Annotated in this window: 13 protein-coding genes; 2 read left to right on the top strand and 11 right to left on the bottom strand. The window is 51.6% G+C overall.

Annotated elements, in window-relative coordinates; genetic code table 11:
• Positions 1 to 3: 3 nt before the first annotated feature.
• Positions 4 to 768 (bottom strand): metallophosphoesterase family protein, encoded by a 765-nt coding sequence (locus tag NSQ24_RS11595; protein WP_122958420.1) that lies wholly within the window; start codon positions 766 to 768, stop codon positions 4 to 6.
• Positions 769 to 916: 148 nt separating this feature from the next.
• Between NSQ24_RS11595 and NSQ24_RS11590 the strand changes: the two genes are divergently transcribed.
• Positions 917 to 1,267, top strand: a complete 351-nt coding sequence (locus NSQ24_RS11590; protein ID WP_339167837.1) for a hypothetical protein — start codon at positions 917 to 919, stop codon at positions 1,265 to 1,267.
• A 367-nt stretch (positions 1,268 to 1,634) separates the two neighbouring features.
• Here NSQ24_RS11590 and spo0A read toward each other — a convergent pair whose 3' ends face one another.
• The 7 genes from spo0A to dxs form a co-directional block, all read right to left on the bottom strand.
• Positions 1,635 to 2,423: a sporulation transcription factor Spo0A gene (spo0A, locus tag NSQ24_RS11585; RefSeq protein WP_003387242.1), complete on the bottom strand. Its 789-nt coding sequence runs from the start codon at positions 2,421 to 2,423 to the stop codon at positions 1,635 to 1,637.
• A gap of 246 nt (positions 2,424 to 2,669) precedes the next feature.
• Positions 2,670 to 4,001 carry a SpoIVB peptidase gene (gene spoIVB, locus NSQ24_RS11580; RefSeq protein ID WP_003387243.1) on the bottom strand — a complete coding sequence of 444 codons (1,332 nt, stop codon included), beginning with the start codon at positions 3,999 to 4,001 and terminating at the stop codon, positions 2,670 to 2,672.
• Positions 4,002 to 4,245: 244 nt separating this feature from the next.
• Positions 4,246 to 5,970: a DNA repair protein RecN gene (recN, locus tag NSQ24_RS11575; protein WP_339167835.1), complete on the bottom strand. Its 1,725-nt coding sequence runs from the start codon at positions 5,968 to 5,970 to the stop codon at positions 4,246 to 4,248.
• Between the two features lie 16 nt (positions 5,971 to 5,986).
• Complete coding sequence (argR, locus tag NSQ24_RS11570) at positions 5,987 to 6,436, bottom strand: transcriptional regulator ArgR (protein WP_003387250.1); 450 nt, start codon at positions 6,434 to 6,436, stop codon at positions 5,987 to 5,989.
• A 4-nt stretch (positions 6,437 to 6,440) separates the two neighbouring features.
• Positions 6,441 to 7,298 carry an NAD(+)/NADH kinase gene (locus NSQ24_RS11565; protein WP_024984906.1) on the bottom strand — a complete coding sequence of 286 codons (858 nt, stop codon included), beginning with the start codon at positions 7,296 to 7,298 and terminating at the stop codon, positions 6,441 to 6,443.
• Between the two features lie 110 nt (positions 7,299 to 7,408).
• Complete coding sequence (locus NSQ24_RS11560; protein ID WP_172920381.1) at positions 7,409 to 8,221, bottom strand: TlyA family RNA methyltransferase; 813 nt, start codon at positions 8,219 to 8,221, stop codon at positions 7,409 to 7,411.
• Positions 8,218 to 10,104, bottom strand: coding sequence for a 1-deoxy-D-xylulose-5-phosphate synthase (dxs, locus tag NSQ24_RS11555; RefSeq protein WP_024984905.1), 1,887 nt, complete (start codon positions 10,102 to 10,104; stop codon positions 8,218 to 8,220). The genes NSQ24_RS11560 and dxs overlap by 4 nt, the downstream gene beginning before the upstream one ends.
• A 206-nt stretch (positions 10,105 to 10,310) precedes the next feature.
• Between dxs and NSQ24_RS11550 the strand changes: the two genes are divergently transcribed.
• Positions 10,311 to 12,017, top strand: coding sequence for a M3 family oligoendopeptidase (locus NSQ24_RS11550; protein WP_039070837.1), 1,707 nt, complete (start codon positions 10,311 to 10,313; stop codon positions 12,015 to 12,017).
• Positions 12,018 to 12,079: 62 nt separating this feature from the next.
• On the opposite strand, the gene NSQ24_RS11545 is transcribed toward NSQ24_RS11550, so the two are convergent.
• From NSQ24_RS11545 to xseA, 3 genes are read right to left on the bottom strand one after another with little or no spacing between them, the layout of a single operon-like run.
• Positions 12,080 to 12,976 (bottom strand): polyprenyl synthetase family protein, encoded by an 897-nt coding sequence (locus NSQ24_RS11545; RefSeq protein WP_003387255.1) that lies wholly within the window; start codon positions 12,974 to 12,976, stop codon positions 12,080 to 12,082.
• Positions 12,976 to 13,230 (bottom strand): exodeoxyribonuclease VII small subunit, encoded by a 255-nt coding sequence (locus NSQ24_RS11540; protein WP_003387257.1) that lies wholly within the window; start codon positions 13,228 to 13,230, stop codon positions 12,976 to 12,978. Before NSQ24_RS11540 ends, NSQ24_RS11545 begins: the two co-directional genes overlap by 1 nt.
• A complete protein-coding gene (gene xseA / locus NSQ24_RS11535; RefSeq protein ID WP_003387259.1) occupies positions 13,199 to 14,578 on the bottom strand; it encodes an exodeoxyribonuclease VII large subunit in 1,380 nt (459 codons plus the stop codon). Before xseA ends, NSQ24_RS11540 begins: the two co-directional genes overlap by 32 nt.
• Positions 14,579 to 14,665: the final 87 nt, after the last annotated feature.

Here is a 14,665-nt window from a genome sequence, read left to right as displayed (position 1 = left end):
CATTCATGATGAAGTCGTTTGTATCAATTTCTTATAATCGTTGTACGGATAACGAGCCAATCTGAGAGCGTATTCATACGCTTCCACGTCCGGCATTTTCAATGCTTTTGCGGTGGCAAGCGCTTTTTCGATGTCGTAGGCAACTCTTCTGAGTTGAACGGCAATGTCCCTTTTGTTAAAGTCCACAATGGCGTAGCTTGCTCGATTATCGCCATCAAACGGCAGGCCGACACTCCCGCAATTGACGATCAATCTTCCCTTTCCCTGACGCGCATACGCATGGTGTACATGTCCAAACAGGACAAGCCTGGTATGCTCACTCCGGTTTAATATGTCCATTTCATCCAGGCTTGCCCACGGATAGACGACATTGACCAGCGAATCGGGTCCAGCATGATACATCTCCGTAGGGACGTCTTCAAATGTCCAGGCTCGCTCCACAGGAAGGTTTGCCAACCATTCCTGATCATCGTGCGCAATCCGTTTACAGTCGTACTCGTAGGCCCGCAAGACCAGCTCTTCCTTGTCGTTGCTTGGGACCCACCCAGGTGCTGGGAATCGGGTAAACATATCGTCATAATTTCCGCGAATAACGGCTAGAGGCTCCAATGACCTTACCATGTGTATACATTCGCTTGGCTGAGGTCCCCGCATGACGATATCTCCGAGAAATACGATGGCATCGGGGCTTTGACTGTTTAAGTCTTGGATAACGGCTTCAAAAGCAATTGCATTTCCATGTGTATCTGACAGGACAGCCAGTCTCATGTGGAACCTCCAGAAAGTGGGATAGTCTTGGCTTACGCCTTTACTCTCATCCTCCAGAACAGTAAATCTTAAGATTTGGATCGACACGATACACAATGTGTTATATTGGGATTGCGCGGACCATTTACACTGTGAAGGAGAATCTACTGTGCTTATTGAAGAACGTTTTAGCGATTTATCAAAAATATTGCTAAAGGTTTGGTCGATTGAATCTAGTTCAAAATGGTCCTCCCAAAACCCTGCCAATGGACAATGTGGAGTAACTGCACTGGTTGTAAACGATCTTTTTGGTGGAGAAATCTTGAAAACGAAAACCCCTGAAGGATGGCATTATTACAACAAAATTGACGGAATACGTTGTGATTTTACAGAATCTCAATTTTCTGAAATACCTCACTACCAAGACATTCCTTCCAATCGAGAGGAAGCATTCTGTGATACCAATGATAAACAGTACAGCTATTTAAAAACACAGGTACTTGAAAAACTTAATCGCTGAAAACTGGTTTATCATAGTAAGCAGTTGGTAAATACAAACTTTTCTACTTGTTTTTTCTTGGTTCTGTCTTTCATTGGCTGTCATCTTCCTCGCCCTTTCTTTAAGAAAGACGAAATAGCATGCAATCGCCCCAAGTTCGATAAAAAGCCCCGTATCAGGTCCGTTTGTACTGCAAGGCCACAGATATGCCTTCGTACGTTACGGACACCCATACGGGGTCTTCAATCGCGCAAAACCTTCCGGTCGGCACGCCATCAAATACCATACATTTCCTGGTAACGGTTTAGCGGAATCCTCGCAATGCTCAACATAAAAGTTGCGCCAAACAGCGGAAGGCTTGCGGTCATTACCTTTTGTAATATCGCAATTATGAGATCTTCGCCTCAATCCGCAGCTTGTCCGCCACCATGGCGATAAATTCACTATTCGTCGGCTTCGCCTTGGTGTTGGAAATCGTATAGCCGAACAGGCTGGAGATGGAATCCAGATTTCCGCGGGACCAGGCCACCTCGATCGCATGACGGATGGCACGCTCTACACGGCTTGCAGTCGTATTAAACTTCTTGGCGATATCAGGGTACAGCACTTTCGTGATGGACCCCAGCAATTCCACGTCGTTGTACACCATCGTGATCGCTTCCCGCAGATACAGATATCCTTTAATATGCGCTGGAACCCCGATCTCGTGGATAATGCTGGTGATGCTGGCGTCAAGATTGCGCCCTCTGATCTGCAATGGGTTTTGCGACTTGACAGCGGTCACAAAAGAGCTTGAAGGCTTGCTATTCGTCATCTGACGGATTCGCTGTGCCAAGACCTCCATGTCAAAAGGCTTCAGGATGTAATAGGCGGCCCCCAATTCGACTGCCTTTTTGGTGATTTCCTCTTGCCCGAATGCCGTCAGCATAATAATTTTTGGTTGAGAAGTGAGTCTCATGGCTTGGATTTGTTCCAATACGGCCAATCCATCCAGATGAGGCATGATAATATCCAAAATAAGGACATCCGGAATGCGTTCTTGGAGCAGGCGAATGACATCATTTCCGTTATACGCCACACCGATCACGTTCATATCATGCTGGCTGCTTATGTACTCTTCCAGCAGGTTCACAAATTCCCGATTGTCATCCGCCAACAACACTTCAATCTTGCTCAAGGTCGTTCCTCCTTACAATCAACGGTCTGTTTGGGAAAAAAGGTGGAAGTATTCTCAGAAGTAATGAATCCCTCAACATATGCCCATACCATCTTTTCACTCCAAAAATAATTCGACAATGCCAGTGGCATTCCTGCCAATGACGAAAGATTGAATGATTTTTCCGATATTTCGACAATGATTTCCACGTTTTGCTCAAAAAGTGAAAGGCCGGCTCACCTTTTGGCGAGACGACCTCGTCTTTGCTTACGCTGCACTTCCGGACGGTTTGGATTGCTGTCCCGGACGAACCTGCAATCCTGCATCCTGCAGCATCCATTCGATATAGCAACCATAGCCGGAGGTCGGGTCATTCACAAATACATGGGTAACCGCACCGACCATCTTTCCATCCTGGATAATCGGGCTTCCGCTCATTCCCTGCACGATCCCACCGGTTTTTTCGAGCAATCGCTTATCTGTCACCTTGATGATCATGCCTTTCGTGGCAGGGAAATGCTGCTTCACGACATTCACGATCTCAATGGAGTACTCTTCTACCTTTTGACCTTCTACCACGGTAAGGATTTTGGCTGGTCCCTCTTTTACCTGTTCGGCCAGAGCGATGGGAATGGGCTCGGGATAAAAGCTTCTTTTTGGCTCCTCGTTCATTTTCCCGAATATGCCAAACGGCGAATTTTTCGTAATGTTGCCCAACACTTCGCTTTCATTGTAAAAACGGGCAAACTTTTCTCCCGGATTCCCGCTCTGCCCTTTTTCAATCGAGGTCACACTCGCCCGTACGATTTGACCGTCGCCGACAACGATGGCCTGTCCAGTGTCCACGTCGGAGATGACATGGCCCAATGCTCCGTAAGCTTTCGAATTCGGCTCGTAAAAAGTAAGCGTACCGACACCTGCAGCCGAATCACGAATGTATAAACCCATCCGGTACTCCTCATCCTTCTTGTCTTTAGCAGGCCTCAGCGTCACATTTACTTTCTCTTTGCCCCGGACGATGAGGAGCTGCAAAGGTGTCTGCTTTTCGCCGGCTTCACTTACCAGCTTTTTGACATCGTTCATGTCATTGATGTACAAGTCATTCATTTTAATGATACTGTCCCCGACATGTACACCCGCTTGTTCCCCTGGTGAGACTTTTTCTTTTCCTGTGTCAACCAGATGATGACCAACGACAAGAACGCCAGCAGTCTGCAATTTGACGCCGATAGACTGACCGCCCGGAATCACCCGCAAATCAGGCAGCACATTTACCTTGACCGCTTTCAGCGGGATGTTGCGCCACTTTACCTGCAAATTGGCTTCTCCCGCCCTCTTCGGTTCTACCGAAACTGGCTGACTCAGATCTACAGAAACTTCCCGGGCTTCCGTTCCATTGACATGCAGAATTTCCGGGTTGCTGTTGACCAACGTACCCATGACGGGCATAGAGACGCGCAGTTGCTTCAAGGAGCCTTCCATCAGGCGTAATTCATGGGGAAAAGAAGACAGGTCGTGGAACGGGGTGGAACTCACGACAAGCGCCGTGATAAGGAGAAGGAGACTTCCCATCCATTTTCTTCTGTTGTGACGGATCACCAGCAATCACTCCTACCGTTCCCTACCTACACCTACAGATAACACCTCCACCTTGTGTAGTTATACTATTGCCTGCGCGGCAATGGATTATGTCAGGAAAATCTAACACCAGTCGCAAGAATACAGCACTGAAAACCTCGGTGGACAGGGAGCTGTCAATGGGTGTATCAATTGCTATTTGCTGCGTAAACCTTACCTGAAACGCTCCGCATTCGGTACAACAGCAAACAAAAAAGCTGCCCGGTTACTTGGCAGCTTTTCGTTGTCGCCCGAGCGTGATCATCTCGCGCGCGTGCTCTTCTGTTTTTGCTGTAACCTCGGCTCCGCTCAGCATGCGGGCCAGCTCGGTGACCCGCTCCTCCTCGCGTAAGCTGTGAACGAGCGTCATCGTTTCGTTCTCGCTCATCTCCTTTTGAATCAGGAAATGGGCATCCGCGAGAGAAGCTACCTGCGGAAGGTGTGTAATGCACAACACCTGACGCTGGAGCGCGACATGTGCAAGCTTTTCAGCAATGGCTTGGGCAGCCCTTCCGCTTACCCCTGTATCGACCTCGTCGAAAATCAAGGTCTGCACCTGGTCGGTACCGGCCAAAATCGTCTTGATCGCCAGCATGACCCGCGACAGCTCACCGCCGGAAGCGATTTTGGCCAAAGGGCGCAGCGGCTCTCCGGGATTGGGCGAAATTAAAAACTCGACGGTATCGATTCCGTTGGCATCGACGCGCCATTTGGCTCCCTCGATTTCCACCCCGTTTTCATCGGGAATTTGCCGGACATCGATGGCGAAGCGGGCGCGCTCCATATGTAATTCGCGAAGCTGCTGCTCAATTTCCTTGGCAAGCCGGTCTGCACAGCTGCGGCGGATCATGGACAGCTCCAGTGCCTCGACGGCGAGATCGGCAGCCAGCTCAACCAGCCGTTTTTCCAGTTGCTGCAGACGGTCATCGTAATGATGCATTTCGTCCAATTCATCCTGAATCGTTGCCGCATATTCCAGAATATCGTCTACATTTTTCCCGTATTTTCTCTTCAGCGTCTGGATCAAATCCAGCCTTCTCTCTACTTCCTGAAGCTGCTCCGGTTCAAAATCGAGCCGGTCGGAGAGCTGTCTGAGCTGGTGCACTGCATCTTCTACCTGATAGTATGCGCTTTGGACCGTCTCGAGTATCGGTCCCAACTGATCATCATAGGAGACAATTCGTTCCAGCTCGCTCATGGCATGTCCAAGCCACTCGCTTCCGCGCTGGTCGCCGTGCAGGGCCCGGTAGGCGTCCTGGATGCCTGCAAATACCTTCTCAATGTTCATCCATTTCTTTCTCTGCTGAAGCAGCTTTTCGTCCTCTCCGGGCGCCAGGGATGCTGCCTCGATTTCGTTTAACTGGTATTGCAGCAGATCGATCCGCTGAACGAGCTCCCGTTCGTTTTTGGACATCCGTTCCAGATCCTGTCTCGTCTTTGAATAGAGGCCAAACAACTGTGCATACTCCTGTTTGGCCGATCCCATTTCTTTTTCGCCGTAGGAATCGAGCCAGTGTATGTGCTTGTCCGCCTGCATCAGCATATGAGTGTCATGCTGTCCGTGGACGGTCACCAGCCAGGGGCCCAGCTCCCTGAGCATGGCAAGGGTGACAAGCTGTCCGTTGATGCGGATGATGCTTTTTCCCTGACTGGAAATATCGCGCCTGACGACAAGCGTGTTGTCCTGCTCTACCTGAACACCGAAGCTCTCGCAAACCGAAAAGGCCGGATGGCCGCTGGGCAGCTCAAACAGACCCTCGACTTCTGCCCGCGTTTCCCCGTACCGGACAAAATCAGTCGAGGCCCGGCCTCCCAGCAGCAGGCCGAGCGCATCAATAATAATCGATTTTCCCGCACCGGTCTCCCCGGTCAAAATGTTTAAGCCTTTTTGAAAAGAAATGGTTACGGATTTGATGATCGCAAAATTGCGTATGGAAAGCTCCAGCAGCATACTGTTTCCCCACTCCTTACAGCATTTCCATGAGCCGCTTGGTCACTTCTTCAGAGTTTTCCTTGGAGCGGCAAATAATCAAAATGGTATTGTCGCCGCTGATGGTGCCCATGATTTCTTCCCAAGGCAAATTGTCGATCAGCTCCGCTACTGCATTGGCATGCCCGGACAGCGTCTTCAGCAGGATAAAGTGATCGGCGTGATCCATGCTGACAAACGAATCAACCAGCATGCGGCGCAGCTTCTGGATCGGATTGAACTTCTGCTCGACAGGGAGCGAGTATTTGTAGCGGCCATCCGGCAACGGAACCTTCACCAGATGAAGCTCCTTGATGTCTCGGGAGACTGTCGCCTGGGTCACGTTAAAACCCGCTTCGCGCAAACGGTCTACCAACTCATCCTGCGTCTCCACCTCGTTATTTCCGATAATTTCACGAATGCGAATATGCCTTTGTCCTTTATTCATGCGATTACTCCCATTCCCCTTGTAATTTGGTGCGAATTGTTTCAAAAAAGCCGCCTTTTTTCCATTTGACCAATGGGGTCACATATGGCGACTTGCGGATGAAAATCTGATCGCCACCCTCCAGCTTGTATCCGAATTGCCCATCTATAGACAAGCCCATTTCGTGATGAATGGCATCCACCTCAATCCGAATAACCTGATTGGGCGATAGCACCATCGGGCGGGCAGTCAAAGAATGCGGCGCTACAGGCGTCAGCAGCAGCATATCGACATTCGGCGCCACAATCGGACCGCCGGCAGATAGAGAATACGCTGTAGAGCCTGTCGGACTCGATACGATCACCCCATCGCCGCTGAAGGTTGCCACATACACATCGTCCAAATAAACCGCACATTGAATAATGCGGCAGAACGACCCTTTGGCAATCCCGATGTCATTCATCGCCGTATAGCGGGCAAGCGTGGATTTGTTTCGGACCAGCTCTGCCTCCAGCATGGAGCGTTCTTCAATGTAGTATTGTCCAGAAAGCAGATTGTCGACGGCGTGGGGCAAATGCTCCGGGTCGGCTTCCGAGAGAAACCCGAGCGTTCCCAGATTGATGCCCAAAATCGGCAAGGAGCGTCCTGCCAAGCGGCGCGCGATGCCAAGCAAGGTGCCGTCTCCGCCCAGGACACACAAAAGCTGAGCTTCAGAGCCGATCGCTTCCAGGCTTGTCCCGATATCCCCTCTGCCTACGTAAGAAGCCATCTGTTCATCCAGAAGGACTCTGGCTCCTTTTTCCTCCAGCAAATATACCAATTCTCTGGCCACAATGCGGGCCTCAGGTTTTCCTTTATTCGCTACGATACCAAACGTCTTCAACATGGCCCACCCCAAAACTTCGTCGGTTGGAAATCCTTATACAAGTATACAACTTTTCATGCATACAAAAAAAGCCTCGACTTCCCGCATCGAGGCTTTTTGTCCTACTTTCACTTCAATTCGCGGTGAGCGATAGCCACAGTCTCACTCACCTTTTTCAGCCATTCCTCCGAAGCGAAGCCTCCGCCTGCCTTTTTTGCGTGCAGCAAAAACTCGATGTTTCCTTCTCCTCCGGTAATGGGCGAGTAAGAAAGACCGTGCAACGAAAAGCCGATTTGCATCGCGGCTTGTCCAATGTCGATCAACACAGCCTCGTGAATGTCCGGGTCACGAACAATGCCGTTTTTCCCGACGTTTTCCTTGCCTGCCTCGAACTGTGGCTTTACGAGGGCAACGACGTCGCCGCCTTGTTCCAAAAAACGATACAAGACCGGCAATATCAGTTTCAACGAAATGAAGGACACATCAATGGAAGCGACTTCCGGCCGCTCATCTTCAAAGCTGTCGGGGTCCATGTGACGGAAATTCGTTCGTTCCATCACCACGACCCGCTCGTCCTTCCTCAGCGACCAGGCGAGCTGATTGTAGCCAACATCAATCGCATACACTTTTCTCGCGCCATTTTGCAGTGCGCAATCCGTAAATCCGCCTGTTGAGGAACCGATATCCATCATGACTTTGCCGTCTATGACGAGGTCGAATATGTTCAATGCTTTTTCCAGCTTTAATCCGCCGCGGCTCACATACGGGTGAACCTCGCCCTTTACCGTGATGGCAATATCCTCGGGAAATTTGGTGCCCGGCTTGTCGCACCGCTCCCCTTTCACCTGTACGAGACCGGCCATTACTGCCGCTTTTGCCTTTTCTCTGGTGTCATACAATCCGCGTTCTACCAGCAGAACGTCCAGCCGTTCCTTTTTCATGCCTCGACAACGCCTTTCGATACGGGCAAAAATGCGCGGACACAGGCGACGATTTGCTCAGCCGTCAATCCGACCTCCAGCCGTTGTTCTTTCACGCTGCCATGCTCGACGAAATAGTCGGGAACGCCTATTGTTTTGACTCGGATATGATGGTACCCCGCTTCAGCCAAAAACTCGCGGACAGCACTTCCAAAGCCGCCCATCTCGGAGCCTTCCTCAACTGTAATGAGGTCATAGCCTTCCCGTGCCAGCCTGGTCAGCAGCTCCGCATCAAGCGGCTTGCAGAAGCGGGCATTTACCAGCATCGGATGGATCCCTTCGCGGCTGAGCTGTTCCACCGCGTGTTCCGCGATTTCGAAAATATGACCAAATGACAGGATCGCGACGTCTCTTCCTTCGCGGACGATTTCAGCCTTTCCGATCGGAAGCGGCTTCATCTCGTCATCGATCTTTACGCCTCGGACGCTTAGGCGGGGATAGCGGAAGGATATCGGACCGTCCTCGTACGCGACCGCCGTTTTCATCATATGGCGCAGCTCGTTTTCATCCTTCGGCGCCATGATGACCATATTCGGGATGGCCCTCATAAATGCGATGTCATACACGCCCTGATGCGTCTCCCCGTCAGCACCGACCAGGCCTGCCCGGTCAACGGCAAAGATCACGTTCAGCTTTTGCCGGGCCACGTCGTGAATCAACTGGTCGTAGGCCCGCTGCAGGAATGTCGAGTAAACCGCGAAGACAGGCTTCAAGCCTTGTGTTGCCAAGCCTGCGGCAAACGTGCATGCGTGCTGCTCTGCAATCCCTACGTCAAACAGCCGATCCGGGAAGCGCTCGCCAAACGGGATCAGACCGGAGCCCGCGGGCATAGCCGGTGTTACCGCCACGATCCGCTCGTCCTCTTCGGCCAGACTGATCATCGTGTCCGCGAACACCTTCGTATACATAGGTGCCGATTTCGGGGTATCGCCAGACTCGATTTTGTACGTGCCGATACCGTGCCATTTGACCGAATCCGCTTCTGCAGGCGCGTAGCCTTTGCCTTTTTTGGTGATGGCATGGATCAGCACCGGCCCCTTCGTCTGTTTCGCCGTTTTCAGGGTGTCGAGCATGAGCTCCATGTTGTGTCCATCAATCGGACCGATATAGGTAAAGCCCAGTTCCTCAAACAAGATGCCGGAGACGAGCAAATACTTCATGCTGTCCTTGAATCGCTCCGCCATATGGGCAAGCCTTCCGCCTACCGCCGGAATCGATTTCAGCAAATGCTCAAGCTCTTCCTTTGCTCGTTTGTAATTGGTCGCGGAGCGCAATTTGCCCAAATAATTGTGCAGGGCACCCACGTTTGGCGCGATGGACATTTCATTGTCGTTGAGCACAACGATGACATTTTTGCCTTCATGGCCGATGTGGTTCATCGCTTCCAGCGCCATACCGCCAGTCAGGGCACCGTCGCCGATGATCGCCACGACGTGGTTCTTTTCCTTTTTCAAATCGCGTGCGGTTGCCATTCCCATAGCGGCGGACAGGGACGTACTGCTGTGCCCTGTTTCCCAGACGTCATGCGGGCTTTCGCACATTTTCGGAAAGCCGCACAATCCTTTATACTGGCGAAGCGTCGGAAACATTTCGCGCCGGCCCGTCAAAATTTTATGTACATAGGCTTGATGTCCTACGTCCCAAATCAACTTATCTACCGGGCTGTTAAATACATAGTGTAGGGCGAGCGTCAATTCCACTACACCAAGATTAGGTGCCAGATGGCCGCCCGTTTTGGACAGGTTTTCCACAAGGAACTGTCGGATCTCGTCTGCCAGTGCGTATAGCTCAGGCAATGAGCATTTCTTCAGATCTTGAGGATTGTTGATGCTAGTTAGCAGCATTACTATTCCTCACTTTCACTCATTCTTGGGTCATTGGGTATGCTGCAATCCGAATCACTTTCGGACAACCTTGGTTCATTTAGCTTGCTTCATTATAACGGTTTCTTCATAAAAACTCCACTTTCATCTGTTTTCAAGAGAAATCGCGTCCAGCTTCTGGTAAAATAAAATCAATCCATCAAACCTTTTATGGGAGGGTTTCGTCCATGAGCACAGCAGTACCTTTTTCACAAATCAACTATGAACGCATCCCGCTGGCAGCGATCGAAGCCCGATTTGAAGAGCAGCTTGCTGCCTTCCAGCGGGCGTCCACCTGGCAGGAGCAAGACGAGGCGATGCTCCGCATCCAGGAGATCCGTCAGGAGGTAGAGTCTGCACGTGAAATTTCTCACATCAGACACACGATCGACACAACCGATTCGTTTTACAAGGACGAACAGGATTATTGGGATGAAGCAGGACCACAGTATCAAGGATTGGTGACAAAGTATTATGAGGCGATTGTCCAGTCCCGTTTCCGCAAGGAGCTGGAGGCCAAATGGGGAGCGCAGCTCTTCCGCATCGCCGAAACCAAGATTCGCACCTTTTCTCCCGAGGTCGTTCTCGACTTGCAGGAGGAAAACCGGCTAAGCAGCCAATACATGGCTTTGATCGCTTCGGCCCGCATTCAGTTCGAGGGCGAAGAGCGGACACTGCCGCAATTGATCCCGTTCCAGACATCTATCGACCGGCAGATGAGAAAGAGAGCGCACGAGGCTCGCTACAGCTTTTTCCGCGAGCATGGCGAAGAGCTTGATCGCATCTATGACGAGCTTGTGAAGGTGCGTACCCGAATCGCCCGCAAGCTCGGCTATCAAAGCTTTACAGAGCTGGCCTATGCCCGTCTGAATCGGACGGATTACAATGCAGAAATGGTGGCCGTCTTCCGCAAACAGGTGCTGGAGCATATCGTTCCTGTCGCCAGCAGCTTGTATGAAAGACAGCGTGAAAGAATTGGCGTGGAGACTTTGCGCTACTATGACAAGCCGTTCCAGTTCGCTACCGGAAATCCTACGCCCAAGGGCTCTCCCGAATGGATCGTGGAAAACGGCAAGCGAATGTACAATGAGCTTTCCAAGGAAACCGGGGAGTTCTACTCTTTCATGCTTGAGAACGATTGCATGGATCTGTTGAGCAAGAAGGGCAAAGCGACAGGCGGTTATTGCACGTACATCAGCCAATACCGACTCCCTTATATCTTTGCCAATTTCAACGGCACTTCCGGCGACATCGATGTCTTGACACACGAGGCCGGACACGCTTTTCAGGTTTACATGAGCAGGGACTTCGCCGTTCCGGAGTACCATTTCCCTACCTATGAGGCTTGTGAAATTCACTCCATGAGCATGGAGTTTTTGACCTGGCCGTGGATGGAGCTGTTTTTTCAGGAAGATACGGAAAAGTACAAGTTTTCCCATCTCGCCGATGCGCTTCAGTTCATTCCTTACGGCGTAACGGTTGACGAATTCCAGCACGCCATCTATGAAAATCCGGATATGACTCCCGCGCAGCGGAAACAGACATGGCGCGAAATCGAGCGCAAGTATCTGCCTCATCTCAATTATGAAGACAATGATTTCCTCGAAAACGGAGGGTACTGGCAACAGCAGGGCCATATTTTCATGGACCCCTTCTATTACATCGATTATACGCTTGCGCAAATCTGCGCCTTCCAATTCTGGAAGCGGGCCCAGCATAATCCGGCAGAGGCGTGGGACGATTACCTTACCCTTTGCAAGGAGGGCGGCAGCAAGTCGTTTACCGAGCTGGTAAAAGTAGCGAAGCTGGATTCGCCGTTTGAGGACGGCTGTGTGTCTTCCGTGATCGGGGATATCAAAAAATGGTTGGACGGCGTGGATGACAAGGCTTTGTAGGTGTAACAACCTTGTCAATCTAATGACGAAAAAAAGACGCGGAAGCAACTGCTCCGCGTCTTTTACTTTTTCCGTTCCATGACGTAATCAGCCAGTGGCATGAGGGCCGAGTGATCCATTCCAGCGCTTCTCAACACTTGCTTGGCTTCGGCGACAAGCTGCAGCAAACGCGCCTTCGATTCATCCATGCCGATCAGCGCCGGATAGGTAGCCTTTTGCCGATCCGCATCGCTTCCGACGGCTTTGCCGAGCTGAGAGGAATCCCCTTCTACATTCAAAATATCGTCCTGAATTTGGAAGGCCAGTCCGATGTTTCTTCCGTATTGGGTCAAAGCATCCATCTGCTTCTCTGTCGCTTCCGCCAAATAGCCTCCGCCCCGCAGCGCAGCAATCAGCAAATCGCCTGTCTTATGCTTGTGGATGTACTCCAGTTCCGCCAGACTCAGCTGTTTGCCTTCGCCCTCAATATCAGCCATCTGTCCGCCGACCATGCCGGTTGCTCCCGCCCGTTTTCCAAGCTCCGCAACCAGTCGTACAACCGTCTCCGCCTTTACATCGGGATCGTTCAGATACCGCTCGGCAATCAAACCGAAGGCGCGCGTCAGCAAGGCGTCGCCGGCCAGGATTGCTGTTGCTTCGCCGAACACTTTATGATTCGTCGGTTTGCCTCTCCTCAGGTCGTCATCATCCATCGCAGGCAAATCATCGTGAATGAGCGAATACGTATGTATCATTTCCAAAGCAGCCGCATAGGGGATGCCGCGCTCTACGGGCTTGTCCAGGGCTTCCAGAACGGCCAGAACCAGCATCGGGCGCAGGCGTTTTCCCCCTGCCATCAGCGAATACGCCATGGATTCGTACAGTGTAGCCGGAACACCCTCCCGCTCCAACAGCGATGTCAGATGCTGCTCGATGAAGCTTGTCTTTTCTTCCAGATAGGATTGGAGGGATACGGCCATCAGATTTCACCCTCCACACGAAACGGCTTTTGCTTCAGCTGGCCGTCTTCTTCGATCAGTTGTGTGATTTTGGCTTCGATCGCATCCAGCTTTTGGCCGCAGATTCGGGAGAGCGTAACGCCTTCCTGATAAAGCTGGATCGCTTCCTCCAGAGGAATCTCTCCTTCCTCCAGCCGATTCACCACTTCTTCAAGCCGTTTCATCGCTTCTTCAAACTGAATGTCAGCCTCTTGGTCCGTCTTTTTCCGTGCCATCTCGCTTCTCCTCCCGGTAAATCTGTTCCACGCGTGCAGTAGCACTTCCATCCTTTAATCGTAACATGAGTTCTTCGCCTGGAGCAAATTGCTCAACCGATTTTACCAGTTGTCCGGAAGCGTACACGAGCGAAAATCCGCGCTGCATGACTTTCAGCGGGCTTAATGCATCCAGCTGCGCAACGGATGAAGCAAAAGACATCCTGCTCTTGACCAGACGCTGCTTCATCAACTCGTCAAGCCGGGCACGGCTCAGCCCAATCGCCTTTTTCTGTCGTTCGACCACATCTGTAAGCCGATACCGCCTGACCCGATCGGACAGCTGATTGTACCGATCCCTGCGTCCTTTCATCAGGTGTTTGACCGCTTGACCCAGCCGCAGGGAAACCTCATCGAGCCGTTGCTGCGCTTCTTCCACCCGTCTCTGTGGTCGCCGCATCGCATAGGATTGGGCAAGTCCCTCCAGACGCTTTCGCTCCGAGGCCAGCCGTCCATGCAGCGCTCGACTCATCCGGGTGTCCAGCTGCTTCACCCGCTCCAGCCATTCGAGGTAATGGGGAACAGCAAGCTCGGCTGCCGCTGTAGGCGTCGCAGCGCGAACATCTGCTACAAAATCGGCGATTGTGACATCGGTTTCATGCCCGACTGCGGAAATGACGGGAATCGAGGAAGCTGCAATGGCACGGGCGACCTGCTCCTCGTTAAACGCCCACAGCTCCTCGATTGACCCGCCTCCACGTCCGACGATGAGAACATCGATGTCTGGCTGACTGTTCATAATCCGAATCGCTGCAACGATGGAAGCAGGCGCTTCTGTCCCTTGGACGACAGCCGGGGACAAGACGATTTCCGCCTGTGGATAGCGGCGCCTGATCGTCGTGCAAATGTCGCGGATGGCCGCTCCGGTAGGCGACGTGACTACCCCGACTCTTCTCGGAAAGGCTGGCAGCGGACGTTTTCTCTCTGCGGCAAACAACCCTTCTCCCGCAAGCTTTGCTTTTAATTGCTCAAAGGCAAGATAAAGAGAACCGATTCCGTCCGGCTGCATTTCCTTGGCATAAAATTGATAAGCGCCGTCCCGTTCATAGGCAGAAATGGAACCGCGCACGATCACCTTGGTTCCATCCTTGGGCAGAAAGCGAAGAAAACGATTGTAGCCGGCGAACATGACCACCTTGACCCGCGACTGGCTGTCCTTTAAGGTAAAGTACATGTGACCGCTTGTATGATGAACAAAGTTGGAGATTTCACCGCGCACCCAAATGTCCTGCAAGCGGACATCCTGCTCCAACACCTGCTTAATGCAGCGGTTCAGGTCGCTGACTGAAAAAATTTGACGACTCGTCATGCGTACCTCCCGTTTTGGTAAGTTTCATCACGGACGCAAAAATCGCTCGCCTGAACCGTTTTTTCTGCATGCTTCGTGGTAGCTGTA

This window comes from Brevibacillus sp. FSL L8-0520 (genome assembly GCF_037963895.1).
Classification (GTDB): Bacteria; Bacillota; Bacilli; order Brevibacillales; family Brevibacillaceae; genus Brevibacillus; species Brevibacillus borstelensis.
Note: the sequence above shows the minus strand (reverse complement) of the source record. Positions and strands in the feature narration are given on the sequence as shown.